The following is a 24608-nucleotide window of genomic DNA, read 5'->3' on the forward strand; positions in this document are numbered from 1 at the left end:
CTGCGGTCAACCGCGTGCGAACAGCTCCACGTAGTCCTTGGCCACGTGCGGCAACAGCACCGCTGCCGGTACATCGGCGGTCTGGGTGCCGTCCGAGTATGGACCCACCTGGTACGGCGGGAAAACAAAGCGCAGCGCGGTGATCTGCCCCTTGTCGTCGGTCAGTGGCTGGAACTGGCTGAAATTGTCGGCCTGCGGGCCGGTTCCGTCGGCGATCATGCGCGATGCATTGCGCAGCGATTCCTGCAGCTGGGCCGGGTCCATGTCCTCGCCACTGAGGCGGGTGGCCACGCGTTCGCGCAACTGGTCGGCGACGAAATCGCTGATCGCCTTCCAGCCCTTGGCATCGGCCACAAGCTTTTCGGCGCTGAGCATCTGCTGCTGCTGCGGCAGCCACACGAAGCGCGCCACCAGCGGTTCGCCGTGGGCGCCACCCGTGTAGCGGCTGCCGTCGGCACTGACCACCACCAGCTGCGGGGTTTCAAGCAGCTTCTCGAAGCTCAGCGACAGCTCGTAGGGCATGGTCGGCTTGTCGTTGCCCAGCCCGTCCAGCGCCTGCTGCAGGTCGCTGCGCGCACTCGTGGCATAGCTCTGCAGCGCGCGGGCCAGGCCCGGATAACGGTCGATACCGGCCGGGTAGCTGATGCCCACCACTTCGCGCTCGTTGTTCTCGATCACGTCGCGCAGGTCCAGCGGCGCTTCCGTGGCCGGCGTTTCGCCCGCGGCGGTGGCTTCGGCGGCGGGCGCCGCGTCGGTCGCCGGTGCCGGCTCGCTTTCACGCTGGCAACCGGCCAGCAACAGCGCGCCCACCACGCCGGCCAACACGCTGCCGTGCAATGGCCGGTTGTTTCCAATCTTCATCGGGATCCCCTGTTCATGTTTGTACATCATCGCCTGCCATGGCTGAAGCGAGACCCGCTGGCGTTCAGCCAACGAGCAGGTCGTGGTACTCCTCGTGGCGCTGCAGGAAGGCTTCGGCGTAGGAACATGCCGGCACCACCTTGTATTTCTGCTCGCGGGCAAAACGCAGTGCCACGCGGGTCAGCTCACCGGCGATGCCACGGCCGGCGATCGGCTCGGGCACCTCGGTATGGGTGATGACCATGCGCCTGCGCTTGATCTGGTAATCGAGCACCGCCAGCTGTCCGCGCACACGTGCGGTGAAGCGGTGGTTGGCCAGGTCGTGCTCGACCTCATAGGCCAGACCGGGGGGCGTGACCGAAGCCATGGAACTGTCTCCTGCGGCGACTGCGTGGATGGTGCGCAGCCGGGCGCCATGATCGCGTGAAGCCTGAACAGGGGCAAGTCTAGTCCATTCACGTCAGTTTTCGCCCTCAAGCTGGAGGCGGGCCGGCCGCTATCGCCTATGGAGGGGTACGGCCAGGCTGGCACGACCCTTGCGACCGTTGACCATGCGCACCACCGTGGAGGCTCCCATGCACGCCAGCAATTCCCATTCCGATACCGACCGCGCCCTGCTGGAGGGCCTGCTGCAACTGGCGGTGGAAGGGCAGACCGAGGATCAGGATTTCCAGCGCATCGGCGAGGAAGTGTTCGCCCGCCTGCTGGATACCTACGGCCAGCAGACCGCAGCCTGACCCGGCCGGGGCGGATCGGACCCGATCCGCCCCGCTACCCGCATCAACCGCCGCCGAGGCGGAAGGTCGGGTTGGAGAGTTCGCGCAGGAAGTGGGTGAAGATGCTCGGCTGCATGGCCAGCATGAAGATCACGCCAAACGCCGCACCTGCCAGGTGCGCGCTGTGGTTGATGCGGTCGCCACCGCGCCTGTCCATCCAGATGCTGTAGCCGACGTAGAACGCGGCATAGATGATCGCCGGTGCCGGGATGAAGAACACCAGGATGATCGACCACGGCTTGATCAGGATGAAGGCGAACAGCACCGCCGATACCGCCCCGGACGCCCCGAGGCTGAGGTAGTTCGGGTTCTTCTGGTTCTTCAGGTAGCTGGGCAGGATCGAGACCAGCAGCGCGCCGATGTAGAACGCCGGGTAGGTCAGGTAGCTGCCGGTCAGCTGCACCATCACGCTCTCGATGAATCCCCCGAAGAAGAACAGGGTGATCATGTTGAAGATCAGGTGCGACCAGTCGGCGTGGATGAAGCCATAGGTCACCAGCCGGTCGTACTGGCGGTGACGGTCGATGGCCGGCGGCCACAGGATCAGGCGGTCGGCCAGCTTGCGGTTGTTGAACGCCATCCACGACAGGATGGCGGTGATGGCGATCAACAGCAGATTGACGGGGGTCATGTCAGGCTCAGGCGCTACGGTAGTTGTCGACCATACGATAGCGTTTCGCGTACCAACCGAAGGCCAACGCCGCGACGAAGGCGAAGCCGGCGAAGAAGAACATCAGGAACGCCGCCTCGCTCAGGCCCGTGCCCGCGATCTGGTGGGTGACCGTGTCGTTGCGCACCGCCGCGTTGGACAGCAGCACCCACAGGTTGCCAATGGTGGTGGTCAGGTTCCAGAAGCTCATCACCACGCCCTTCATCGCCTGCGGTGCCTGGCTGTAGGCGAACTCCAGGCCGGTGGCCGAGACCAGCACCTCACCGAAGGTCAGCAGCGCGTACGGCAGCATCTGCCAGAAGATCGACATGGCGTTGCCGCCGTCCATCACCACTTGGATGCCACCCACCACGATCCAGGCCAGGCCACTGAAGGCGATGCCGGCGGTCATGCGGCGCAGCGCGGTCGGTTCGAAGCCGAAGCGGCGCAGGGCCGGATACAGCACCAGGTTGTTGAACGGAATCAGGATCATCACCAGCAGCGGGTTCAGCGCCTGCATCTGCGAGGCGGTGAACCAGCTTGGCATCTGCATCTGCTGGCCCTGCAGGACCCAGGTCGAGGCCTTCTGGTCGAACAGCGAGAAGAACGGCGTGGTCAGCGCGAAGATCACCAGCACGCGCAGTACCGAGCGCACGCCTTCCACGGCTTCGGCCGGATGCTGGCCACGGGCGCGGTCCAGCTGCAGCCAGGTGCCGCCACCGATGCCGGCAAGGATGGCCACCAGCGCCAGGCACAGGCAGATCACGATGCCCAGCGAACCGACCAGGCCGAACGAGGCCACCGCCAGCGCCAGGCCAAGCACGGCGATCACCAGGCCCGGACGGCCCTGGCCAGCCACGCGCGTGGTCAGCGCGGTACGCACCACGTTGGCGAACGAATGCGGGTCCTTCGGCGGCAGCGGCACCAGCACGTAGCGCCTGCGGCCCAGCCAGAACACGAAGGTAGCGATGAACATCAGGATGCCCGGGATGCCGAACGCCCACTGCGGGCCCCAGTTCTTCAGCACCAGCGGGATCAGCAGCGAGGCGAACAGCGAGCCGAAGTTGATGATCCAGTAGAAGGCGTCGAAGACGATCTTGGCCAGGTGCTTGTTGCTCTGGTCGAACTGGTCGCCCATGAACGAGGCCACCAGCGGCTTGATGCCGCCGGCACCGAGCGCGATCAGGCCCAGGCCGAGGAAGAAGCCCTCGCGGCTGTTCTCGAACAGCGCCAGGCACAGGTGGCCGGCGCAGTAGACCAGGCTGAACCAGAGGATGGTGTGGTACTTGCCGAAGAACCGGTCGGCCAGCCAGCCACCGAGCAGCGGGAAGAAATACACGCCGATCATGAAGCTGTGCATGATGTCCTTGGCTTCACCGGCACGGCCTTCGGCAGTGATTTCCTGCAGCAGCAGCGAGGTGATCAGGAACTGCACCAGGATATTGCGCATCCCGTAGAAACTGAACCGCTCGCAGGCCTCATTGCCGATGATGTACGGAATCTGGCGCGGCATCTTTCCCTGGCCGGCGATGGGGGCGACTGCGTCGTGGCTCATCCTGTAAGGCATTCCTGCAAAGCGAAAGGCGCAAGGTTACCGGAACCGGGGCTTGCGAAGCACGCTGCAGGGCTGCATGACAACGGTGCCAATCCATGGCAGGCAGTGCAGGCCCTGCCGGAAGTCACGGCACCTGCACGACAAAAGCGTAAACTTATCGTTATGCGCCCCCTCGCCCACGCCCGCCTCCTGCTCAGCTGCCTTGCGCTGTTGCTGGCGTTGCAGGCGCAGGCACGACCACAGGCGCCGGCCGCCGTTGCCAGCGAGAGCGACCCCAGGCAGCTGACGGTCGCCGCGCTGGAGCTGCCCAGCCGCGATGACGCGCAATGGAAGCAGCGCCGCGAGCAGGTCGCACAGCTGCTGACCGAGCTGCAGCCGGACGTGATCTCGGTGCAGCAGGTGCTGCAGCAGCAGGGCCGCAACCCGGCCTGCTGGCTGGCCAGCCGGCTGCGCTACAGCTGCGACTTCGTTACCGCCGATCCGCCCAGCCAGCCGCTGCGGCATGGCAACGCCATGCTGACCCGGCTGCCGGTCAGCGAGGACGGCGTGACCCTGCTGCATCCTCCCGGCACCTTCAGCGCGGCCGGCATGATGCGGCTGAGGCTGGGCGAGGCGCTGGTCAACATCTATGTGGCGCGGCTGCGCCCGGACCCGGACGAGGCCAGCGCCCGCCAGCACCAGACCAGCGACCTGATGACCTGGATCGGCGCCACCGCCGAAGGCATGCCGAGCCTGATTGCCGGCGATTTCTCGGCCAGCACGGTGGAACTGGTGCGCAGCACGCCGGGGTTCCAGCCGGCCCGGCGCAATCCCGGCGGCCGTGCCGAGGCGCCGGCGGCCAGTGGGGGCGGCAGCAGCGGCCACGGCCTGGATGTGCTGTTCCAGGTCAAGCATTTCGGCGGCATCCGCCAGCAGCCGATCCTGCTGCCGGCCGACGGCGACCTGCCCGGCCTGCGTCTGGGTGTGATGGCGACCCTGCGCCTGCAGGGCGATACGGCCACTGCGGAATAGGTAGTGCCGGCCGCTGGCCGGCTCCCCCGGTACTGCACGGTTGCCGGCCTGCGGCCGGCACTATCGAACGACTGCTGCAACAGAAAAGGCCGGGGTCTCCCCCGGCCTTCTCATGTCATCCCGTCACGCGATCAGGCGATCGCTTCCTGGTAACGGCGCTCGACTTCGTTCCAGTCGATGACGTTGAAGAACGCGCCGATGTATTCCGGGCGGCGGTTCTGGTACTTCAGGTAGTACGCGTGTTCCCACACGTCCAGGCCGAGGATGGGGGTGTTGCCTTCCATCAGCGGGCTGTCCTGGTTGCCGGTGCTCTCGACCACGACCTTCTTGTCCGGGGTCACGCTCAGCCACGCCCAGCCACTGCCGAAACGGGTCAGCGCGGCCTTGGTGAAGGCATCCTTGAACTTGTCGAAACCGCCCAGGTCCTTGTCGATGGCCTTGGCCACGTCGCCCACCGGGTTGCCGCCGGCATTGGGGGCCATCACGGTCCAGAACAGCGAGTGGTTGGCATGGCCACCACCGTTGTTGCGCACCGGGCCCTGCAGGTTCTCCGGCAGCGACTTGAGCTTCTTCACCAGCTCTTCGACCGGCAGGTCAGCGTACTCGGTGCCTTCCAGCGCCGCGTTGACGTTGTTGATGTAGGTCTGGTGATGCTTGGTGTGATGGATTTCCATCGTCGCCGCATCGATATGCGGTTCCAGCGCGTCGTAGGCGTAGGACAGCTTGGGCAGGGTGTAGGCCATGATGCATCTCCTGATTGCGAGGGCACCCGACGATGTCGGGCGGTGCGCGGTGAATGATGGGGACAGACCGCCAGATTACCAAGGGGGATGTAAAGGAAATTGCGTCCTGCCAGTGAGCACGACGGCAATTGTTACGCAGCAGTGACGCAGCGCGCTCCTCATGCACCGTGCAGCGCACAGGCGCTACAGTGCGTGTACTACCCTCGCCCGCCCCTGCCCATGCGCAACCCCCGGCTGCTGATCACCGCCATCGCCCTGCTGCTGCTCGGCCTGGTCGCCAACCATTTCCTGCAAAGGCCGCCAGCGCCGCAGTTCGCGCCCGACCTGCAGGGCACGCCTGTCGCGCGCGCGCCGGCCACCGCCTCGCCCGGCAAGGACAGCGGACTTCCCGCGTTCCTGCCCGCCGAAGCGCGCGCGACCATCGCCCTGATCCAGCGTGGCGGTCCATTCCCGCACCGCCAGGACGGCAGTACCTTCGGCAACCGCGAGCAGCAGCTGCCGCAGCGCGCGCGCGGCTACTACCGCGAATACACCGTCGACACCCCTGGCGCGCGTACGCGTGGCACGCGTCGCATCGTCACCGGCGGCGATCCGCCGGAAGCGTGGTACTACACCGACGACCATTACGCGTCATTCCGCAGCTTCACCGTACCGGCCCAGGGAGCGCAGTGATGAGCCACGATGATTTCGGCCTTGGCCTGCATGACATCAACAACGCCGGCGTCTACGCCATCGACAGCGACGACATCGGCGCACTGGCCGCGGCGATGCGCGATGCCGGCCTGAAAGTGATCCGCATCGATCTGGAGGGCGTCGCGGACAAGCGCACCCTGCTCGCCCGTTTGGCCGCACAGCTGGATTTCCCGGCCGGTTTCGGCGGCAACTGGGATGCGCTGTCGGACAACCTGCGCGACCTGCAATGGCTGCCGGCCAATGGCTACGCGCTGTTCCTGGCCGACGTGGACGCGCTGCGCGCCGGTGCGCAGAAGGACTTCGACACCCTGCTGGACGTGATGGACGAGACCAGCCGTGACTGGGTCGGCCGCGACGTACCGTTCTGGGTGTTCCTGTCGCAGAGCGCGTAAGGTCACTGCCTTGGCCGGCATGCACTGACGCCTTGGCAGAGGCCAAAGCGCGGGCCGGCCAGCACGTCGGCGCGGCCCCCTGCCTAGCGGCTCCCGTTGTCTTCCTGCAGTTCCTTCTTGAACGGGATGTCCGGCGGCGGTCGTGCCACGGCCGGCTGGTCCTGCATGTTGGGGTTGGTCAGGCCACAGCCGCCACCGGCCTGCAGGATCGAAATGACGCAGGAGATCCTTGTGTTGGTGCCCGGCAATGGAATCTCCATCGCCTTGACGCCCTTGCGCACCCATTCGGCCAGCAGCGATTCCTGCGGCACCCAGTATTTGTCGAACGAGGTCGGCGTGTAGTCGTACGGCGGGCGCTTCAGCCAGGTGCCGGACTGCGCAATGCGCTCCTTGCTCCAGCCGTCGTTGGCACCGCCGGGCGCACCGCGCGCGGCATGGCCATCGCCCTCCTGGCCAGGCACGCGCACGCTGCCATCGGCATTGAACAGGCCGCTGCCCTTGCCGGCGGTACTGGCCTGGCGGATACCGTTGCTGCTGCCGTCGCGGTTGCGGCTGGAAGACCCCCAGTCATCGCCCTTGGCAGGCGTCGCCCAGTTGCCTGGATCAGGCGCCGGGCGCGCTCCCGCGTTTGCGGGTGTGCTGCTGGATGCTGACGGACGCGCGCTGCTGCTCGCCTGCGTCGCGCTGCCCTGGGCCGCAGTCGCAGGCGTCGCCGTGGCACTGCCACTGGAGGATGCCGGCGCTGCCACCGGTGCCGAGGCCACTTCACGTTCCCGCACCTGCACGTCGCGGCCAGTGGGCGCGCGTACGGCGGGCTCACGCCCGGCCACCGCCGCCATCCGCACCTGCGGATCGGCCACGGCCTGCACTTCACGTTCGCGCACCTGCACGTCCTGCTGCGGCACGCGCACCTGCACTTCCGCGCTGCGCAGCAGGCGGGGAGCGACCGGCGCGTCGACCGTACTGACTTCGCGTTCGCGCACCTGGATGTCACGCACCTGCGGCGTGCGCACGGCCAGTTCCGGGGTACGCACCGGGCTCGGTGTCGGCGGCGCCTGCACCGGCTGCACGCTGCGCTCGCGCACGGCGGGTGTGCTGTCACGCGGCACGACGCTGACTTCGGTGCGCGGCACACTGACCGGCGGCACCACGAAATCCGTGCTGGCCTGCGCCACTTCGGTGGCCTGGACGGGCGAAGGCGGCGGCGCGGCCACCGGCGCTGGCTCGGCGTCGGCCGGCGGTGGTGGAACGCTGGCGGTCGGCGCGGATGCCGGGGATGAGGCGGTGGTTTCGGCAGCCACCGGACGTGGCGCAGGGGCCGAGGCAGCGCCCGCCTCCTGGCCCGGCGCAACCCGACCTGCCGCCGCAGCCGCAGCCGCTTCGGCGCCCGGCTGATCGCCACCGCCTTCCTGCGACGCGCGGCCGACGAACTCCACCTGCACGCGCTCGCCCTCGGTGCCCTCTTCGTCCGGCGCGCTGGTACGGATCACCGCCACCCACAGCAACAGCACGAAGAACAGCAGATGCAGCAGTGCACTGACCAGTGCCGAGGTCCAGCGCATCCAGCGCTGGTCGCGCGGCGCGGCGTCCCAGTCCTGCCAGAACAATCGGCGCAGCGCCTGCCACGGCGACAGCCGCGGCGACTGGCCTGGCGGGCCCGGCAGCGGGCGCGGCAGGAAAACTGCGATCACCTCGCGGGCATGGAACGGCCGCGGCAGTGGCCCCAGCGAGCGCAGCCACAGCGCCCAGCCATAGGGCAGGCGCGTGGACTTCTCGAGGACGGCGCGGGGCTGCTGGCGCGCCAGCAGCAGATCAATGAGTTGCTCGGCCCGGGTCAGAGGCACGCGTCAGCGATCAGGCGACGTTGCCGCGCGGAATGTAAGGCGCGTGGCCGCTGTCATGATCGGTCGCGTCACGCACGGCGGTCACGCCCGGCACGCGGCCCATCAGGGTTTTTTCGATGCCCTGCTTGAGCGTCACATCGGCCATGCCGCAGCCCTGGCAGCCACCACCGAAGCGCAGCAGCACCACGCCGTCGGACGAGACTTCCTGCACGGCCACCTTGCCGCCATGCGAGGCCAGCTGCGGATTGACTTCGTTCTCCACCACCCAGTGCACGCGTTCGACCAGCGAGGCCGCATCACCCGGCGCTTCGCCCTTGATGCGCGGCGCCTTGATGGTCAGCTGCTGGGCACCGGCGGTGCCGGCGACGATGTCGATCTCGGCGCCATCGAGCCAGCCAACGCTGCCGGCGTCGACATAGAGGGTGAAACCATCGCAGTCCACCGCCCACTCGTCACCGAGCAGGTCGGTCGGTTCGGCGAATTCCAGCCGGGCGTCGGCGCGCGGCGTACCGGGGTCGACCGCGCTCAGGCGCACGCCCATGCCGGGCACGCCCTCGCGTTCGATCAACTTGCGGAAATGGGTCTGGGCAGTGTCGGAGATCTGGATCATCAGGCTATTCTAGCCAAGTAAGCGTCAGCCGCTCATTCGGTTTATACACCGTCCGGCGCATTGTTCAGTCAACACGAGGTGGAGATTCCCATGGCCGACCTGATTCCACTGGCCCAGGCCCGTTGCGTGCCGCGCAAAGGCAGCGACCACAAGCTCGGCGAGGCCCGCCTGGCCGAACTGCTGCCGCAGGTTCCCGGCTGGGAGCTGAGCGAGGGTGACCAGGCCCTGTCGCGTACCTTCCGCTTCAAGGATTACTACGCCACCATGGCCTTCGTGAACGCGCTGGCCTGGATCGCCCACCGCGAGGACCACCACCCGGACCTGGGCGTGCACTACGACCGCGCGGTCGTGCGCTTCTCCACCCACGATGTGGGCGGGCTGAGCGAGAACGACTTCATCTGCGCGGCCAAGACTTCGGCCCTGACGGAGCAACTGCCATGAACGTACGTTTGCTGAGCCTGTCCCTGATCGCTGCGACCGGCCTGGCCGGCTGTGGCGCGTCCGAACCGCCGTCACCGCCACCGCCGCCGCCGACCGAAGTGGCCGCGGTGAAGACGCCGCCGCCGCAGTACCCGCTGGAACTGGCCTGCATGGGCGTGGGTGGCACCAGCACCTTCAAGGTGACCATCGGCACCGACGGCAAGCCGAGCGAGGTTGCGCTGTTGACCGGGGCCGGCAACCCGCAGCTGGACGAACTGGCCAAGACCGCCGTGCAGGGCTGGCAGTTCAAGGCCGCCACCCGTAACGGCCAACCGGTGCCGGCCACCATCCAGGTTCCTGTCAGCTTCAACCCGCCACAGCCGAAGCCGGACCAGTGCTTCGCTATCGAAGAACGCCTGCGCCGCGGCGGCTGATCGCGCGCACCCCGACGGGGCCTGCCGACGCCCGCCTCGCCCTCGCCGCCCCGGCCCTGCCCGGGGCGGCTGTCTGTTGACCAGGATCGCGTGGGTTGATGCTGCAGATTCCCCCTGAAAACATCTGGATCGCACTGGCGGTCACGCTTGCCGCAGGCCTGGCCACCGCGATCGGCAGCCTGCTGGTGCTGTTCTCGCGCCGCCCCAGCCCGCGCCTGCTGGCGTTCGGCCTGGCCTTTGCCGGTGGCGCGATGGTCTATGTGTCGCTGTCGGAGATCCTCAACAAGTCCATTGCGTCGTTTGCACTGGCGTATGGCGAGCGCACCGGCTTCACCTACGGCACCCTGGCCTTCCTGCTGGGCGTGATCGTGATCGTACTGATCGACCACTTCATTCCCAATCCGCATGACAGCCTGGACAAACAGGACCCTGCGTTCCGCGAGAACAGCCGCGAGTACCTGAAGCGGGTCGCGCTGCTGACCTCGGTTGCGATCACCGCACACAATTTCCCGGAAGGGCTGGCGACCTTCTTTGCCACGCTGGAAAGCCCATCGGTGGGCATGCCACTGGCCTTCGCCATCGCCATCCACAACATTCCCGAGGGCATCGCGATCGCGGTGCCGGTGTACTTCGCCACCCAGAACAAGTTCTACGCGTTCAGTGCCAGCCTGCTGTCCGGCCTGGCCGAGCCCGTGGGCGCGGCGCTTGGCTACTGGCTGCTGTCAGGATCGCTGTCGCACGCCACGTTCGGCTGGGTGTTCGGCCTGATCGCCGGCGTGATGGTGTTCCTGGCGCTGGATGAGCTGCTGCCGGCGGCCAAGCGCTATGCCAAGGGCCACGAGACGGTTTATGGACTGGTGGCCGGCATGGGCACGCTGGCGATCAGCCTGGTGCTGTTCAAGTGGTGAGGGGTTCCCGGCTCGCCCTGTAGAGTCCAGCCATGCTCGACTGGCTTTCCGCGCGGCCCGACCGAGGCGCAGTCGAGCGTGACTCGACGCTACAGGAGATCCTTACTTCAGCCGGTCCAGCGCCTCGACCAGCTCATCCGCCAGCGGCGCGTTCAATACGTATGGGCTCTTGCCGTCATCCAGCGCGAACTCCAGCGAGGCCGCATGCAGGAACAGGCGCTTCAGCCCGATCTGCTCACGAAGCCGCTTGTTGACCGCTGGATCGCCGTATTTGTCGTCACCGGCCACCGGATGCCCCAGATGCTGGGCGTGCACGCGGATCTGGTGGGTACGGCCGGTCTCGATGCGGACTTCGCAGTACGAATGGCCACCGCGGCGTTCCAGCACCCGGAAGTGGCTGATCGATTCCTTGCCGATCGCATTGACCTGCACATGGCGCTCGCCGCCCTGGCGCAGGCCCACGTGCAGCGGTGCGTCGACCGTCATCACGCCGTCGGGCATGCGCCCGGCCAGCAGGGTCAGGTAGCGCTTGCGGATGCCGGCGCCGTGGTCTTCACGCAGCAAGGCCTGCAGTTCGCTCAGCGCCGAGCGCTTCTTGGCCACGATCAGCAGGCCCGAGGTGTCGCGATCCAACCGGTGGACCAGCTCCAGGGTCTGCCCCGGGCGCAGCGCGCGCAGGGTCTCGATGGCGCCGAAGCTGATGCCGCTGCCGCCGTGGCTGGCCACGCCGGTCGGCTTGTTCAGGGCCAGCAGGCGGGCGTCCTCGAAAACGATGGCCTGCTCCAGGCGGCGCATGAACGCCTCCGGCGGACCGGCCTTGTCTCCTTCCTCAGTGAGACGGACCGGCGGCACGCGCACCTCGTCACCGGCCTCGAGCTTGCGTTCGGCCTTGGCGCGGCCACCGTTCACCCGAACCTGGCCACTGCGCACCAGCTTGTAGACCAGGCTGCGCGGGGCGCCCTTCAGCTGGCCGAGCAGGAAGTTGTCCAGGCGCTGGCCGGCGCGGTCGGCGGGAACGGTGATCATGCGCACGGAAGGCTTGTCGCCAGCGGGTTTGGTGGGGTCTTGGACGGTCATCAGGCTGTTTATTCTGTTACACTCGGGGGGCGAGATAAGGGATTGATTTCGTTGGAAGTTACTCAGGGCCAGAAGCCCAGCTTCCGACGAATCCGGCACAGTGCGCGACCACCGCCCGCGGGGCGGCCATGTTAGCGGCTCACCGGCCTTCCCGGCCATCGCCGGATGCCTGACACGCAACCGTGCTGAACATGTCCCGCGTGGCGCTCCAGCCTGGCTGACAGCTGCCTGCGGCCTGTAACACCCCAAAACCCATAAGAGTGAAGCGCTCCCGCGGCCTGCCGTGGTGTCGTAGCGCTGGAAACCCAAGCCGCCCTCCCCGCGCTTGCGCGAATGGGCGGCGAACCGTGTCCAGAGGCGAAACCCCATGGCGTTCCGCGCGGTAGCCGCTTGCGAGGAACGCAACAATGAAGCGAATGCTGATCAACGCCACGCAGGCTGAAGAGCTGCGTGTTGCCATCGTGGATGGCCAGTCGTTGTATGACATCGACATCGAACAGCCGTCGAAGGAACAGAAGAAGTCCAACATCTACAAGGGCCGGATCTTCCGCATCGAGCCCTCGCTGGAAGCCGCCTTCGTCGAGTACGGCGGTGGCCGCCATGGCTTCCTGCCGCTGAAGGAAATCTCCCGCGACTACTTCCAGGCTGGTGTCGACCACAACAAGGCCGGCATCCGCGAGCTGCTGAAGGAAGGACAGGAGATCGTCGTCCAGGTCGACAAGGAAGAGCGTGGCAACAAGGGCGCCGCCCTGACCACGTTCATCTCGCTGGCCGGCCGCTACATGGTGCTGATGCCGAACTCGCCCAGCGCCGGCGGCGTTTCCCGTCGCATCGAGGGCGAAGACCGGGCCGCGCTGAAGGACGCCCTGGACAAGCTGAACATTCCCGACGACATGGGCGTGATCATCCGTACCGCCGGCGTCGGCCGCGATGCGGAAGAGCTGCAGTGGGACCTGGACTACCTGCTCAATGTCTGGCGCGCCATCGCCGAAGCCGCACTGAGCAAGCCGGCTCCGTTCCTGATCTACCAGGAATCGCGCCTGATCGTGCGCGCCCTGCGTGACTACCTGCGCGCCGACATCGGCGAGATCCTGGTGGACACCGAGGAGATGTACGAGCACGCCCGCGAGTTCATGCAGCAGGTGATGCCGCAGACCCTGCGCAAGCTCAAGCATTACAAGGACGACATCCCGCTGTTCAACCGCTTCCAGATCGAGTCGCAGATCGAGGGCGCCTACGAGCGCAACGTGCGCCTGCCGTCGGGGGGCTCGATCGTGGTCGACCAGACCGAAGCGCTGACCGCGGTCGACGTCAATTCCTCGCGCGCCACCAAGGGCAGCGACATCGAGGACACCGCGTTCCAGACCAACCTGGAAGCGGCCGAGGAAGTGGCCCGCCAGCTGCGCCTGCGCGACCTGGGCGGCCTGGTGGTGATCGACTTCATCGACATGGCCTCCAACAAGCACCAGCGCGAGGTCGAGAACCGCCTGGCCAACGCGCTGAAGTACGACCGTGCGCGCGTCCAGGTTGGCCGCATCTCGCGCTTCGGCCTGCTGGAAATGAGCCGCCAGCGCCTGCGCCCGAGCCTGGGTGAATCCAGCCAGATCGTCTGCCCGCGTTGCGACGGCCACGGCCGCATGCGCAGCGTCGAGTCGCTGTCGCTGTCGATCATCCGCGTTGCCGAAGAGCATGCGATGAAGGAAAACACCGGGCAGGTGCTGGTCCAGGCGCCGGTGGAGATCGCCAATTACCTGCTGAACGAAAAGCGCAGTGCCCTGCGCGAGATCGAGCAGCGCCACGAGGCGCCGATCGTGATCGTCGCCGACGAGCAGCTGCACACCCCGCACTACACCGTCACCCGCCTGCGCGAGAACGAGCTGGGTGAAGAGAGCAACAAGCCCAGTTACCAGCGCGGTACCCCGCGCAAGCTGCCGGTGCATGCCCTGACCAAGGGCCAGCTGAACATCCCGCCGCCGGCGGTGACCCAGGTCAAGCACACCTCCCCTGCCCCGGTGCGCGAGGAAGTGGAGCCGGCCGCAGCGGCACCGGCCCCGGTCGTGGCAGCGCCGGTTGCAGCGGCCCCGAGCGGCGGCGTGATCGGTTGGCTCAAGCGCGTGTTCGGTGGCGAACCGGCGCCGGCGCCGGCACCGGCGGCTCCTGTTGCCCGCCAGCAGCAGGACGGCGGCCGCAAGGACCGCAACAAGGATCGCAACAAGGACCGCAAGGATCGCCGCGACGACAACCGTGGCAATGGCAACGCTCAGCAGCAGAAGGATGGCGGCAACCGCAAGGAGCGCGGTGAGCAGCGCAAGGACGGCCGCAACGGCAACAACGGCAATGCCCAGCAGCAGCCGCAGCAGGGCAGGCAGAAGGAGCCGCAGCAGAAGGACGGCCAGCAGCCGCAGCAGCAGAACAAGCCGCGCAACGAGCAGCAGGGCCAGAACCAGAACCAGCAGCAGCCGAAGCTGAAGCAGCCCAAGCAGCCGCGCCAGCCGCAGGACGGTGACAAGCCGGCCGAGAAGCCGCAGCGCAGCACCGCCGAGGCACCGACCGAGGCCGTGACCGCGGCTGCCGCCGTGGCCGCCACGGCGGTCGCCGCCAATGGGGTGACCGCTCAGGAAGCCACTGCGCCGGTGGCGCCGGTTGCGCCGGCCGCCTCCGCTCCGGCGGAAGCCACTGCACCGGCCGACACCACTGCCAACGCCGGCAACGAGGCCGAGGCGATTGCCGTGACCGGTGAAGAGGCTGCTGTCGACGCCAACGGCGAGCAGGCCGGTGAAGGCGCGACCCGCCGCCGCCGTGGCCGTCGTGGTGGCCGTCGCCGCCGTCGTGGTGGTGCCGAGAACGCTGCCGGCAGCGATGGCCTGGGCGATGATCAGGACGACGCGGACGACAGTGATGACACCGATGCCGCTGATGTCGCCGAGCAGAGCAACGACAGCGGTGCCGGGACCACTCCGGTCGCGGCTGCGCAGCCGGCCCGTCCGCAACCGGAATTCGATTTCGATGACGAAGTCGAACCGACCGCTGCCGAATCCGAAAAGCCGGTCCGTGCCGCCGCCGCTGTTGTCGCCGCGCCGGTCGCGGTGGTGAGCAGCGCCGTGGTCGATGCCGCTGCACCGGTGGTGGCCGAGGTACAGGCCCCGATCAATACCGTGGCCAAAGCCGAACCGGCATCTTCGCCGGTGCAGACCAGCATGCTCGATGCCATCGACGCGGCGACCCCGGCCCAGCCGGTGGTGGCTGCAGCACCGGCGGTCGAAGCCAAGCCGGTCGTGGTTGAGGCTGCCCCGGCCGTTGAAGCCACTCCGGTAGTCGAAGTGAAGCCGGTCGTGGAATCGAAGCCAGAGATCGCTGAAGCCGCTCCGGCGGTCGAAGCCGAGCCGCTGGCCGTTGAGGCCGCCCCGGTGGTGGAGGCCGCTCCCGCGGTTGAAGCCAAGCCGGTTGTCGAGACCGCACCGGTCGCCGAACAGCCAGTCGCTCCGGTGGCAGTTGAAGCCGCACCGGTGGAAGCTGCGGCCCCGGTCGCCGATGCGGTGGTGACGCCGTCGATCGATCCGGCCGCCGATGGTCACACCGATGCCGCCGCCCAGGCGGCCGAAGCCAAGGCCGACGAAGAAGACGAAGACGCCGCCAAGCGCACGCCGCCGGCGAACTGATCGCGATCTGGTCGCGTGAAAAAGAACGGCGGGGATCGATGATCCCCGCCGTTTCTGTTTGTGCGCCGGGCGCGTGCAGCGCTCTGGTAGAGGCCAACCTTGGTTGGCGCCGTTGTTCGAGCGAACGCGGACACGTCCGTGCCAACCAAGGTTGGCACCTACCAGGACATCAGCGCGTCGGCGCGAACTGCAACCGGGTCCACACGCCGTAGTGGTCCGAGGCCCAGCGACCGCTGTCATCTGGCTGGTCGAACAGGAGCTTCGCTTCGCGCGCGACCATCCGGTCCTGCTGGAAGAAGATGTGGTCGATACGCGAAGGTGCCTGGTAATAGTGCCGGTTCAAGGTGCTGACCCCGGCCAGGTCGGTGTTGACGTGCACGCTGCCATAGCTGTCGCCGTAATGGCTGCGCAGCTCGCTCAGGTCACCTGCGTCCACCAGCGCATTGAAGTCGCCCGCGATCACCACCGGCGCGCCGGCCGAGGTAGCGGTGATGAAGCGCAGCAGGTCCTCGACCTGGGTACGGCGGATGCGCTGACCACTCTCGTCGTTGCGCTCGTTGAGATGCGTGGCGTAGACGTTCACCGGCGTGCCGTCGACGTCGATGCGCAGGTGGGCCACCGTGCGGTAGTCGTCCAATGGCAGCAGCAGATGGTCCCCCTGGGCGAGGATCGGCCGCCTGGTCAGCAACGCATTGCCGTAACGCTTCGGCGCACCCACCGGATCGGTGGACACGAATACGTACTTGTAGCCGAGTTGGCTGGCCAGCCACTGCGCCTGGTTGCGCACGTTGCGGCGCTGGATCACCTCCTGCAGCGCGATGGCATCGGGCTGCAGGCGCTTGAGTTCGGCCAGGATGGTACGGCGGCGGCTTGGCCAGTCTTCGCGGTCATGATGGAGGTTAAAGGTGACCATGCTCATGCCTGGCGCGCTGGCGATGTCCACCGCTGGCGATGCGACCTGCGGCACCGCCGCCAGCGTCAGCCCTGGCAATGCCAATGCAATGGCCAGCCCCAGGGCGCGCACCGTCGCACGCGCTCCCTCCCCTTGTTGCTTCATCGTTACTGCCCCTTGCGCTCGGCGCGGCGCACCGCGCCCGGTACATCGATCTCGACCCGTGCCGGCAGCTGGTGCACGTGCAGTTCCTTGTTGATCCATTCGGCCGCTTCGCCGTTGATGGTCGCCTCGCCCGGATCACCGGCGTACGGCCACGGCAACACCACGCCACCGACCGGTGGCACCAGGCCCGGCTGCACCTCCAGCACCAGCTGCTTGTCGCTGCGCTGCAGGCGGTAATTGAGCTGGCCCTGCGGCGTGCGAAGGCCCTGCACGGCGATGCCCTCGCCCTGCAGCCAGGCCGTCGGGATGCCGGCGGCCAACACCAGCGCATCGTCCATGTCACGACTGTAGGCGAACATGTCCAGGGCCGAGCGCACGAAGTCCGAGGCGACCCAGGCATGCGGCAGGTCACCGACGAAGAACGGCTTGCGCGGCGTGCGCGAGACCACTTCGGCCCACTGGTTCCAGGCCTGCGGCGCACCGTCCTTGAAGAAGAACTCGGTCGCCTGCCAGGCGCGATCGCGCCAGCCCAGGCGAACGAAGGCGGCCACGTTGCGCCATTCGTACGGCGTGTAGTCCTTCCACTCGCGCTTGCCATCGCGGCGGGCCACGAATTCCTTCCAGTAGCGCTCGAAGGTCGCCTCCAACGCCTGCTGCGGCAGCCGGCCCTGCTCGCCGCCCGGCGCCAGCGCGATGGTGGTCGAGGTCGCGTCGAAATCGCCCAGCTCGGCCGAGCCCGGCAGGTAGTCGATGTTGTGCTGCTGCATCGCCGACAGCAGTGACGCCTGCAGGTCATCACGGAACTGGTCACGCGACTCGGCGATCTGCATCGCTTCGACCTTGCCCAGCTGGGCCGCCAGCGATGCTGCGTCCTTGTAGCCGCGCAACGCCCAGAAATTATCCCAGTACGAATGCATCGGCTTGGCCGAATAGCCTTCGTGGCTGATCGAGGCCGGCATCATCCCGTAGAACGCCGGATTGCGCGCACGGTTCTCTTCGGTACGCTCGCTGGCACGCAGCTGCTCCATGTAGCTGTAGGCGCCCTGCACGTGCGGCCACATCAGCTCGGCGAAGGTGCTGTCGCCGGTATAGCGCCCATATTCGGCGATGCTGTAGATCAGCTCACCGTGGCTGTCGTTCTCCGGTACCGGGTCGCTGCCGCGCGCATCGACACAGCACGGCACCTTGCCGTTCTCGAACTGGTAAGGCGCATACCAGTTGATGTAGTCACGCACGGCATCGCTGCGCCCCATGCGCAGCAGGCCTTCGGAAATCATCGCGCCGTCGCGGATCCAGCTGCGCGCGTACGAGCGCGTGCCCGGCTGCAGGCGCGGGCCGACCCGGGAGATCAGCATGTGCGCCACGGCGGTGCGCAGGGTGTCGACCAGGGCCTGGCCTGCCGCCGGCACCTGCAGCGAGACCACGCCCAGCGCGTGCCGCCACTGTTCGGCCACCTGCGCCTGCGCCTTGGCCACGTCCAGCGCCTGCGGCGCCCAGCTCCCGGTCTGCGGCAGCACCACTGCCACTTCGCGGCTCTGCCCGGGTTCCAGCTTGATCGTATACAGCAGCGCACCGGACGCCATGCCGGTACTGTCCTTCACTGCCGTAGTGGCCGGATACTTTCCGGACGCAAGATGCATCGCATCGAGCTTGCCATCGAACGTGCTGGCGAAACGGGCATCGGGCACCTGCAGTGGATAGATGCGCGGCTCGCCGTTGATGCGTACCAGCTGTTCGCCCACGTCCAGCGCATCGATGCGGCTGAAGCCGCCGACGGTGTTGAGGAACTGGGTCGGCGGGTTGACCTGCCAGGGGCGGATCGCCAGCGCCAGGGTGTACTCGTGCGCCACCTTGTCCGGATTGCTCAGCCGATAGCGGCCGATCAACTGCGCGCGCTCCGGCGTGCCCTGCACGAAGCTGGTCACCGCCAGGCCGGCCTTCTCGTGCACCCAGTCGACGTTGGCGATCGGAAGATAGTGGTCCTGCAGCGACTGGGTAGTGGCCACCTTCGACCAGTCCAGCAGCTTGCCGTCGAGGCGGATGAACGGCTCGATGCTGAAGCTGCCCTTGGCCGGCTCCAGCGCACCGTCCTCGCTGATCAGCGCCTGTTCCTGGCCGCCATCGAGGCCGAGCAGGGTCCAGTACGGCTGTTCGCCCACATACGCACGCGGCAGCGAACCGCGCGGCAGGTCGGCCGCCACCGAGGACAGGAAGGCGTTCGGCGTGGCGGCGAACGCCAGCGGCTTGAGCGTGATGTCACGGATGCCATAGCGCCAGTTCGGGCCATCGAGCAGATCGAAACGCACGTAGCGTGCGTCGGTGTCCGGCAGCGCCAGCCAGTCGCGGCCACCCGCACCGCCGGTCACCTCGCGCACAGTGCGCCAGTCCCGGCCATCTTCGGACGTCCGCACGGTGTAACGATTGGCTTCCAGGTTCGGCAGCCAGTCGATCACCGCACCGCCGATCTCGCGGCTCTTGTGCAGGTCCAGGCTGATGGTCTGCTGCTTGACCCCGCCGCTGATCCAGAACGTATCGCCCTTGCCATCGATCATGCGGTCCTGCAGCGCGGTGGCGGTATCGGCGATGACAGATGGCACCAGTGCCGAATCATCCTGCGGTGGCAGGCCCTGCAGGGTCAGCTTGTCGAAGCACACCGTGCCGCGGCCACCGACCTTGCTGTAGATCGTGAACTCGACCGCGGCGCTGCGCGCCATCTCCTTCTCGGGCGACGGCCCCCACGCCTTGTCGATCTGGCGACGCCGGTATTCGACCGGTGTCCACGCCTTGGGGAAGCTGTAGCCCGGGCGGTTGACCCACCAGACGTTGTCGCCGCTGGCATCGATCAGCTTGAACTGCAGGTCGTTGGCCGGCGAATCACCACGCAGCTGGAAGCCGAAACGGTAGTTGACCGGGTAGTCGATGTTCAGCGCGCGGCGGATGCCGACGTAGCCGGAGACCTTGTGGAAATCATAGTCCAGGCACAGGGCACGGCCGCCGCCGGCGCCGCTGACCGGCCGCAGCGAACCACTGACCTGGTCGGACAGCACCAGTTTCCAGGCGCCGATATCGTCGAAGTCGTCCAGCACCTTCGGCGCCGGCAGTGCCGGTGGTGCGGCGATCGCCAGGGAGGTCCACAACAGTCCCAGTCCAACGGCGATCGCTCGCTTCATCCCTTGACGCTCCCCAGCAACAGACCTTGGATGTAGTACCGCTGCAGCACCAGGAACAGCGCCAGCACCGGAACCACGGTGACCACCGCGCCAGCCATCATCATTTCCACGTCCATGATGTGTTCGCGCGAGAGGGTGGCCAGCGCCACCGGCAAAGTGTAGTGCTCCTGGTCGGTCAACACGATCAGCGGCCACATGAAATCGTTCCATGCGCCCATGAAGGTGAAGATCGCCAGGGTCACCAGCACCGGCTTGAGCATCGGCAGCACGATCTGGAAGAAGATGCGCAGCTCCCCTGCCCCGTCGATGCGCGCCGCTTCCAGCAGTTCGTCCGGGATCGAACGTGCGTACTGGCGTACCAGGAAGATGCCGAACACGCTGGCCAGCGCCGGCACGATCACGCCGCCGAAGCTGTTGACCAGCCCCAGCTGCTTCATCAGCAGGAACAGTGGCAGCATCGCCACCTGCGCTGGAATCACCAGCGCCGCCATCAGTACCTGGAACAGGCGCTCGCGGCCGACGAAGTTGAGCTTGGCGAAAGCGTAACCGGCCATGGTGTTGAGCAGCAGCGAGCCGATCGTGATGCCCAGCGACACCAGCAGGCTGTTGGCGAAGTTGCCGCCCATGCCGGTGCGCGCGAACAGTTCATGGTAGTTGTGCGTGGTGATGCTCGAAGGCAGCAGCGGCGGCGGGAAATGGCTGGCCTCGCCCTGCGGCATGAACGAGACCGAGACCATCCACAGCAGCGGTGCCAGGCTGACCAGGGCCAGCACCAGCAACGCACCATTGATCATCCACGGGTACCAGCGCGACTGGCCGATTTCACGACTCATACCAACTGCCTCTTGCGACCGAAACGCAGCATCACGGTGGTCACCGCCAGGATGATCAGGAACAGCAGGAACGCCACGGCGGAGGCACGTCCCAGGTTCCACCACTTGAAGCCTTCCTCGAACATGAAATACAGCACGCTGACGGTGCTCTGCAGTGGGTCGCCGCGGGTCATCACGTAGGGTTCGGCGAACAGCTGGAAGTAGCCGGACACGGTAATCACCCCGACCACCAGCAGCACCGGGCCGAGCATCGGCAGGGTGATGTGCAGGAACTGCTTCCAGCGCGAGGCACCATCGATGCGCGCCGCTTCGTACAGGTCATGCGGGATCGCCTGCAGGCCGGCCAGGAAGATCACCATGTTGTAGCCGAAGTTCTTCCACACCGCGAACAGCATGATGGTCGGCATCGCCCAGTTGGGATCACCCAGCCAGTCGATCGGGCTGATGCCCAGATGGCCCAGGCCGTAGTTCACCAGGCCATAGCTGGTATGGAACAGGTAGCGCCAGATCACCGCCACCGCCACCAGCGTGGTCACCACCGGCGCGAACAGGGCCGTGCGGAACAGGGCCTTGAAGCGCGCGGCCGGTGCATTGAGCAGCATCGCCGCGCCCAACGACACGCCGATCGACAACGGCACGCCGATCAGCACGAAGTAGGTGGTGTTCCACAGCGACTTCCAGAACATCGGCGTCTGCAGCAGGTCGATGTAGTTGCCCAGGCCGACGAAGCGCAGGTTGCCGCTGTCGGCCAGTGCATAGAGGTCGAAGTCGGTCACGCTCAGTGCAAGCGCCGAGGCGACCGGCAGGCCGAAGAACACGCCCAGCACGATCAGCGAGGGGCCGGCGAAGATCCAGCCGGCCAGCGAAGTACGTTTCATTGCGCGCTCCCGGCGGCCACGGCGCTGCTCGATTGCGGCGACGGCGCGCGCTCCTGCAGGCGTTGTTGTTCATGCATCCAGCGGCGCTTGGCCAGCACCTTGTCCACGCGCTGGTCCAGCTCTTCCACGGCCTTGTCCTGCGGCAGGCCACCGCGCACCACCTTCTCGGTGACGATGCGCATTTCCTGCACGATGCGCTCCCATTCGAGCACCTTCGGCGTCGGCCTGACCCGCTCCAGCTGATCGCGGAACGCGGCCGCCAGCGGGTCATTGGCCAGCGACGGCGTGTTCCACGCACTGCGGCGCGGCGGCAGGTCGCCAATGATCGAATGGAAGCGTGCCTGGATTTCCGGCCGCGACAGGAATTCGATCAGCTTCCAGGACGCCTCCTTCTGCTGCGACTTGCGGAAGATCACCAGGCTGGTACCACCGGCGATGCCCGCGCCCGGACCGTCCGGCCCCGGCAGCGCGGCGGTGCCCCACTGCCCTTCCAGTTCCTTCGGCTGCAGCTTCTTGAACTCGCGGATGTTCCAGGGGCCGGAGATGTAGAACACGTTGAAGCCGCGGAAGAATTCGTCCCAGACATTGGAGATCTGCGTCTCGGACATCTTCGGCGCCCAGCCCTGCTCGAACATGTTGGCGTAGAAGCCCAGCGTGCGGCGGAACCCCGGGCTGGAGAAATTGCCCCGGGTGTCGTCGTCACGCAGCAGCGGGTCGGGCTGCTGCAAGGCCAGCGACAGCTGCTGCTCGAACTCGTTGATCGGCATCAGCACCGCGTAGCGGCTCGGGCCCTGCATGCGCTTGATCGCCGCCATCTGCTCTTCCCATTCCTGCCACGTACGCGGCGGGTGGTCGTAGCCGGCCTTGGTCAGCAGGTCCTTGCGGTAGTAGATCAGGCGCGTATCGACGTACCACGGCACGCCGACCAGCCCGCCGTGGATCACGTTGGTATCCCAGATGCCCTGGAAGTAGTCCTTCGGGTCGACCACGGTGGAGCGCTGCACGAACGGCTGCAGCGGGGTCAGCGCGTCGAGTTCGGCGAACTCCGGCACCCAGGTGTTGCCAAGCTGGCACACGTCCGGCAGGCCGTCGGCGGCGAACGCGGTCAGCAGCTTCTCATGCGCGGCGGTCCACGGGATGTTCTGCACATCCACCTTGATGCCGGGGTTTTCGGCCTCGAATTCGTGGATCAGCTCGCTGACCACCTCGGCTTCGCGGCCCATCGCCCAGAAGCGCACGGTGGTGGTGCCCGGTTCGGTACGGGCGCAGCCGGCCACGGCCAACGCGGCCAGGGCAGGCAGCGCCCAGCGGCGCAGGCGGTCGATCCAGTTCGGCATCGGGCTACTTGCCCTGGCCTGTGGTGCGGTTGGCATTGTTCTTCTGTTCCTGCGCGGCAGCCGCGCGTGATTCGGCGATACCCACCGCGCGTGCTGCCGCGGCCTTTTCGTCTTTCTGCAGTTCCAGCGGCTGGAACGACCCTTCCGGCGCCAGCCAGCCGCCACTGAACCCGGCCCGCTCCAGGCCCTTGCGGATGTACGGGTTCTTCTTCATCACTTCCCAGACGAAGTCATCGCGGTAGTTGGCGATCATGGTCAGGATCGGGCCCTGGTCGATGGCGATGTAGTCGCTGGCGACCCAGCCGCGATCGGGAACCAGACGACCGGTCTTGATCGGGATGTCGTAGTTGAAGCTGGGGTTGAACGAATCCAGGAAGCCGTAGCTGGAATAGATGTAGTCGCCAAAGCGCTTGTGCATCTCCAGCGTGGCCGGGATCACCTGCTCGGGGGCGAACACCACCGAGGCGATCGCAGCGGTCGGGGCGATGGTGCCGTCATCGAAGTTCTCGCGCAGGCCGGCGCCGCGCGAGGAGTAGTGGCGGAACTGGCGCTGCTCGCCGCGGTACTCCTGCGTGGTGTTCTGCGGACCATCGCTGGCGGTCAGGCCCCACACGTTCTCGCCATACTCCTTCCACTGCATCGGGTTGGCGATGGCATATTCGCGCTGGGCCAGCGCGGCCGACCGGCTGTTGAGGAAATAGGTGCTGCCGCGCTCGCGCATGTAAGCGTCCTGGATGTCGCGGAAGTCGATCCAGACGTGGCTGTACTGGTGGCCGAACAGCGGGCCGAAGGACAGGTATTCCTGGCCCTGGTAGACGCCCCAGTCGTTGTCGTAGGTACGCGTCCACACCGTCCACGCGTCCGGGCTGACCGGGTGCGTCGGCGAGCCCAGGGCGAGGATGTACACCATCATCGCCTCGTTGTAGCCCATCCAGTCGTGGTCGATGAAACCGCTCTCCGGGAACCAGCCCATCGAGATCAGCGGTGCACGCTGCTGCAGCCACGGCCAGTCGACCTTCTTGTACAACGTATCGGCGATCTGGCGGATTTCCTTCTCGCGCGGATCATCACCGTCGTAGTACGACTGCGCGAACAGCACGCCCATCATCAGCAGCGCGGTATCCACCGATGACAGCTCGACCCAGCTGTCGTAGCGACGGCCTTCCTGCATGTCCAGGAAGTGGTAGTAGAAGCCCTTGTAACCGGCCTTGCCGGTGCGCTGCGGGCCCATCGGCACGTCGCGGAAGAACTTCAGCGTGGTCAGCGTGCGGTCGATCGCCTGGTTGCGGCTGACCCAGCCGTTCTCGATGCCGATCGGATAGGCGGTCAGCGCGAAGCCGACCGAGGCGATGCTGGCGAACGGCCGCGACGGGTAGCGGTCCGGGGTCAGCCCGTTGACCTCGTTGGTGGTATCCCAGAAGAACTGGAAGGTGCGGCGCTCGATGTCATCGAACAGCGGCGGCAGCTCAGGCTTCATGGGCCGAGGCGGTGCATCGGCCTCGATCAGGATCACCGGCGGGCGCGGTTTGGCAGGTTCCTGCTGGGCCGGCTGGCAGGCGGCCACGGCCAGGCTCAGCGCTGCGGCGGACAACAGATGGCGTGCCTGCATGGCGCGGTTCCTCCGGTGGTCTGATCGATGGGAAAGCATACCGTCCAATGATCTGAAATCGTTTACAAGGTGTGTGCTTAAAAAACCACGAA

At 66.8% G+C, this 24608-nt stretch carries 22 protein-coding genes; 8 read left to right on the plus strand and 14 right to left on the minus strand.

What is annotated here, in order from left to right; genetic code table 11:
* Positions 1–6: 6 nt before the first annotated feature.
* Both AC5P7F_RS01305 and AC5P7F_RS01310 read right to left on the minus strand, forming a co-directional pair.
* Positions 7–888: a DUF3298 domain-containing protein gene (locus AC5P7F_RS01305; protein WP_164077319.1), complete on the minus strand. Its 882-nt coding sequence runs from the start codon at positions 886–888 to the stop codon at positions 7–9.
* A gap of 37 nt (positions 889–925) precedes the next feature.
* Positions 926–1228, minus strand: a complete 303-nt coding sequence (locus AC5P7F_RS01310; protein WP_006455911.1) for a GNAT family N-acetyltransferase — start codon at positions 1226–1228, stop codon at positions 926–928.
* A gap of 208 nt (positions 1229–1436) precedes the next feature.
* On the opposite strand from AC5P7F_RS01310, the gene AC5P7F_RS01315 reads away from it, so the two are divergent.
* Positions 1437–1598, plus strand: coding sequence for a hypothetical protein (locus AC5P7F_RS01315; protein ID WP_014037806.1), 162 nt, complete (start codon positions 1437–1439; stop codon positions 1596–1598).
* A 43-nt stretch (positions 1599–1641) separates the two neighbouring features.
* Here AC5P7F_RS01315 and AC5P7F_RS01320 read toward each other — a convergent pair whose 3' ends face one another.
* Both AC5P7F_RS01320 and AC5P7F_RS01325 read right to left on the minus strand, forming a co-directional pair.
* Positions 1642–2268 carry a rhomboid family intramembrane serine protease gene (locus tag AC5P7F_RS01320; protein ID WP_014647735.1) on the minus strand — a complete coding sequence of 209 codons (627 nt, stop codon included), beginning with the start codon at positions 2266–2268 and terminating at the stop codon, positions 1642–1644.
* Positions 2269–2275: 7 nt separating this feature from the next.
* Positions 2276–3841 carry a POT-type proton-dependent oligopeptide transporter gene (locus tag AC5P7F_RS01325; protein ID WP_014647736.1) on the minus strand — a complete coding sequence of 522 codons (1566 nt, stop codon included), beginning with the start codon at positions 3839–3841 and terminating at the stop codon, positions 2276–2278.
* Between the two features lie 162 nt (positions 3842–4003).
* Between AC5P7F_RS01325 and AC5P7F_RS01330 the strand changes: the two genes are divergently transcribed.
* Positions 4004–4852, plus strand: coding sequence for an endonuclease/exonuclease/phosphatase family protein (locus AC5P7F_RS01330; RefSeq protein WP_049405898.1), 849 nt, complete (start codon positions 4004–4006; stop codon positions 4850–4852).
* A 131-nt stretch (positions 4853–4983) separates the two neighbouring features.
* Here the strand turns inward: AC5P7F_RS01330 and AC5P7F_RS01335 are convergent, their stop codons facing one another.
* Positions 4984–5595, minus strand: a complete 612-nt coding sequence (locus AC5P7F_RS01335; RefSeq protein WP_005410310.1) for a superoxide dismutase — start codon at positions 5593–5595, stop codon at positions 4984–4986.
* A gap of 219 nt (positions 5596–5814) precedes the next feature.
* On the opposite strand from AC5P7F_RS01335, the gene AC5P7F_RS01340 reads away from it, so the two are divergent.
* The gene (locus AC5P7F_RS01340) at positions 5815–6267 is read left to right on the plus strand and encodes a guanyl-specific ribonuclease (RefSeq protein ID WP_041863621.1); all 453 of its coding nucleotides are present in this window, start codon (positions 5815–5817) and stop codon (positions 6265–6267) included.
* The gene (locus AC5P7F_RS01345) at positions 6267–6680 is read left to right on the plus strand and encodes a barstar family protein (protein WP_053495370.1); all 414 of its coding nucleotides are present in this window, start codon (positions 6267–6269) and stop codon (positions 6678–6680) included. Before AC5P7F_RS01340 ends, AC5P7F_RS01345 begins: the two co-directional genes overlap by 1 nt.
* Positions 6681–6763: 83 nt before the next feature.
* Here AC5P7F_RS01345 and AC5P7F_RS01350 read toward each other — a convergent pair whose 3' ends face one another.
* Both AC5P7F_RS01350 and AC5P7F_RS01355 read right to left on the minus strand, forming a co-directional pair.
* Positions 6764–8524 carry a hypothetical protein gene (locus AC5P7F_RS01350; protein WP_164077318.1) on the minus strand — a complete coding sequence of 587 codons (1761 nt, stop codon included), beginning with the start codon at positions 8522–8524 and terminating at the stop codon, positions 6764–6766.
* Positions 8525–8534: 10 nt separating this feature from the next.
* Entirely contained in the window at positions 8535–9134 is a 600-nt protein-coding gene (locus AC5P7F_RS01355; RefSeq protein ID WP_014037813.1) for an NfuA family Fe-S biogenesis protein, read from the minus strand.
* 90 nt (positions 9135–9224) lie between these two features.
* Between AC5P7F_RS01355 and AC5P7F_RS01360 the strand changes: the two genes are divergently transcribed.
* The 3 genes from AC5P7F_RS01360 (at position 9225) to zupT (ending at position 10896) form a co-directional block, all read left to right on the plus strand.
* Positions 9225–9575, plus strand: a complete 351-nt coding sequence (locus AC5P7F_RS01360) for a 4a-hydroxytetrahydrobiopterin dehydratase (RefSeq protein WP_014647741.1) — start codon at positions 9225–9227, stop codon at positions 9573–9575.
* A complete protein-coding gene (locus tag AC5P7F_RS01365) occupies positions 9572–9988 on the plus strand; it encodes an energy transducer TonB (protein ID WP_014647742.1) in 417 nt (138 codons plus the stop codon). Before AC5P7F_RS01360 ends, AC5P7F_RS01365 begins: the two co-directional genes overlap by 4 nt.
* 98 nt (positions 9989–10086) lie before the next feature.
* On the plus strand, positions 10087–10896 hold the full coding sequence (gene zupT, locus AC5P7F_RS01370) for a zinc transporter ZupT (protein WP_014647743.1): 810 nt from the start codon (positions 10087–10089) through the stop codon (positions 10894–10896).
* Positions 10897–10998: 102 nt separating this feature from the next.
* On the opposite strand, the gene AC5P7F_RS01375 is transcribed toward zupT, so the two are convergent.
* Positions 10999–11973, minus strand: a complete 975-nt coding sequence (locus tag AC5P7F_RS01375; protein ID WP_041863625.1) for an RluA family pseudouridine synthase — start codon at positions 11971–11973, stop codon at positions 10999–11001.
* A gap of 407 nt (positions 11974–12380) precedes the next feature.
* Between AC5P7F_RS01375 and rne the strand changes: the two genes are divergently transcribed.
* Positions 12381–15632 (plus strand): ribonuclease E, encoded by a 3252-nt coding sequence (rne, locus tag AC5P7F_RS01380; RefSeq protein ID WP_164077317.1) that lies wholly within the window; start codon positions 12381–12383, stop codon positions 15630–15632.
* Between the two features lie 169 nt (positions 15633–15801).
* Here the strand turns inward: rne and AC5P7F_RS01385 are convergent, their stop codons facing one another.
* Genes AC5P7F_RS01385 through AC5P7F_RS01410 form a run of 6 tightly spaced genes read right to left on the minus strand, consistent with a single transcriptional unit; the run spans position 15802 to position 24516 of the window.
* Positions 15802–16689: an endonuclease/exonuclease/phosphatase family protein gene (locus AC5P7F_RS01385; RefSeq protein WP_032960121.1), complete on the minus strand. Its 888-nt coding sequence runs from the start codon at positions 16687–16689 to the stop codon at positions 15802–15804.
* A 2-nt stretch (positions 16690–16691) separates the two neighbouring features.
* Positions 16692–19859, minus strand: coding sequence for a discoidin domain-containing protein (locus tag AC5P7F_RS01390; protein WP_164077316.1), 3168 nt, complete (start codon positions 19857–19859; stop codon positions 16692–16694).
* Complete coding sequence (locus AC5P7F_RS01395; protein ID WP_006456347.1) at positions 19856–20692, minus strand: carbohydrate ABC transporter permease; 837 nt, start codon at positions 20690–20692, stop codon at positions 19856–19858. Before AC5P7F_RS01395 ends, AC5P7F_RS01390 begins: the two co-directional genes overlap by 4 nt.
* Positions 20689–21570 carry an ABC transporter permease subunit gene (locus AC5P7F_RS01400; protein WP_164077315.1) on the minus strand — a complete coding sequence of 294 codons (882 nt, stop codon included), beginning with the start codon at positions 21568–21570 and terminating at the stop codon, positions 20689–20691. The genes AC5P7F_RS01395 and AC5P7F_RS01400 overlap by 4 nt, the downstream gene beginning before the upstream one ends.
* On the minus strand, positions 21567–22907 hold the full coding sequence (locus tag AC5P7F_RS01405) for an extracellular solute-binding protein (protein ID WP_164077314.1): 1341 nt from the start codon (positions 22905–22907) through the stop codon (positions 21567–21569). Before AC5P7F_RS01405 ends, AC5P7F_RS01400 begins: the two co-directional genes overlap by 4 nt.
* 4 nt (positions 22908–22911) lie before the next feature.
* Positions 22912–24516 (minus strand): glucoamylase family protein, encoded by a 1605-nt coding sequence (locus tag AC5P7F_RS01410; protein WP_014647750.1) that lies wholly within the window; start codon positions 24514–24516, stop codon positions 22912–22914.
* Between the last annotated feature and the right edge of the window lie 92 nt (positions 24517–24608).

The organism is Stenotrophomonas sp. YJH_SMC_105-26, from assembly GCF_059368915.1.

What these genes read in the sequence shown, in the direction of transcription:
- AC5P7F_RS01305 (WP_164077319.1), bottom strand. Translation starts at nt 888, where the DNA reads ATGTACAAACATGAACAGGGGATCCCGATGAAGATTGGAAACAACCGG.
- AC5P7F_RS01340 (WP_041863621.1), top strand. Translation starts at nt 5,815, where the DNA reads ATGCGCAACCCCCGGCTGCTGATCACCGCCATCGCCCTGCTGCTGCTC.
- AC5P7F_RS01360 (WP_014647741.1), top strand. Translation starts at nt 9,225, where the DNA reads ATGGCCGACCTGATTCCACTGGCCCAGGCCCGTTGCGTGCCGCGCAAA.
- AC5P7F_RS01330 (WP_049405898.1), top strand. Translation starts at nt 4,004, where the DNA reads ATGCGCCCCCTCGCCCACGCCCGCCTCCTGCTCAGCTGCCTTGCGCTG.
- rne (WP_164077317.1), top strand. Translation starts at nt 12,381, where the DNA reads ATGAAGCGAATGCTGATCAACGCCACGCAGGCTGAAGAGCTGCGTGTT.
- zupT (WP_014647743.1), top strand. Translation starts at nt 10,087, where the DNA reads ATGCTGCAGATTCCCCCTGAAAACATCTGGATCGCACTGGCGGTCACG.
- AC5P7F_RS01405 (WP_164077314.1), bottom strand. Translation starts at nt 22,907, where the DNA reads ATGCCGAACTGGATCGACCGCCTGCGCCGCTGGGCGCTGCCTGCCCTG.
- AC5P7F_RS01315 (WP_014037806.1), top strand. Translation starts at nt 1,437, where the DNA reads ATGCACGCCAGCAATTCCCATTCCGATACCGACCGCGCCCTGCTGGAG.
- AC5P7F_RS01365 (WP_014647742.1), top strand. Translation starts at nt 9,572, where the DNA reads ATGAACGTACGTTTGCTGAGCCTGTCCCTGATCGCTGCGACCGGCCTG.
- AC5P7F_RS01320 (WP_014647735.1), bottom strand. Translation starts at nt 2,268, where the DNA reads ATGACCCCCGTCAATCTGCTGTTGATCGCCATCACCGCCATCCTGTCG.
- AC5P7F_RS01395 (WP_006456347.1), bottom strand. Translation starts at nt 20,692, where the DNA reads ATGAGTCGTGAAATCGGCCAGTCGCGCTGGTACCCGTGGATGATCAAT.
- AC5P7F_RS01400 (WP_164077315.1), bottom strand. Translation starts at nt 21,570, where the DNA reads ATGAAACGTACTTCGCTGGCCGGCTGGATCTTCGCCGGCCCCTCGCTG.
- AC5P7F_RS01385 (WP_032960121.1), bottom strand. Translation starts at nt 16,689, where the DNA reads ATGAAGCAACAAGGGGAGGGAGCGCGTGCGACGGTGCGCGCCCTGGGG.
- AC5P7F_RS01325 (WP_014647736.1), bottom strand. Translation starts at nt 3,841, where the DNA reads ATGAGCCACGACGCAGTCGCCCCCATCGCCGGCCAGGGAAAGATGCCG.
- AC5P7F_RS01335 (WP_005410310.1), bottom strand. Translation starts at nt 5,595, where the DNA reads ATGGCCTACACCCTGCCCAAGCTGTCCTACGCCTACGACGCGCTGGAA.
- AC5P7F_RS01310 (WP_006455911.1), bottom strand. Translation starts at nt 1,228, where the DNA reads ATGGCTTCGGTCACGCCCCCCGGTCTGGCCTATGAGGTCGAGCACGAC.
- AC5P7F_RS01375 (WP_041863625.1), bottom strand. Translation starts at nt 11,973, where the DNA reads ATGACCGTCCAAGACCCCACCAAACCCGCTGGCGACAAGCCTTCCGTG.
- AC5P7F_RS01345 (WP_053495370.1), top strand. Translation starts at nt 6,267, where the DNA reads ATGAGCCACGATGATTTCGGCCTTGGCCTGCATGACATCAACAACGCC.
- AC5P7F_RS01410 (WP_014647750.1), bottom strand. Translation starts at nt 24,516, where the DNA reads ATGCAGGCACGCCATCTGTTGTCCGCCGCAGCGCTGAGCCTGGCCGTG.
- AC5P7F_RS01355 (WP_014037813.1), bottom strand. Translation starts at nt 9,134, where the DNA reads ATGATCCAGATCTCCGACACTGCCCAGACCCATTTCCGCAAGTTGATC.
- AC5P7F_RS01390 (WP_164077316.1), bottom strand. Translation starts at nt 19,859, where the DNA reads ATGAAGCGAGCGATCGCCGTTGGACTGGGACTGTTGTGGACCTCCCTG.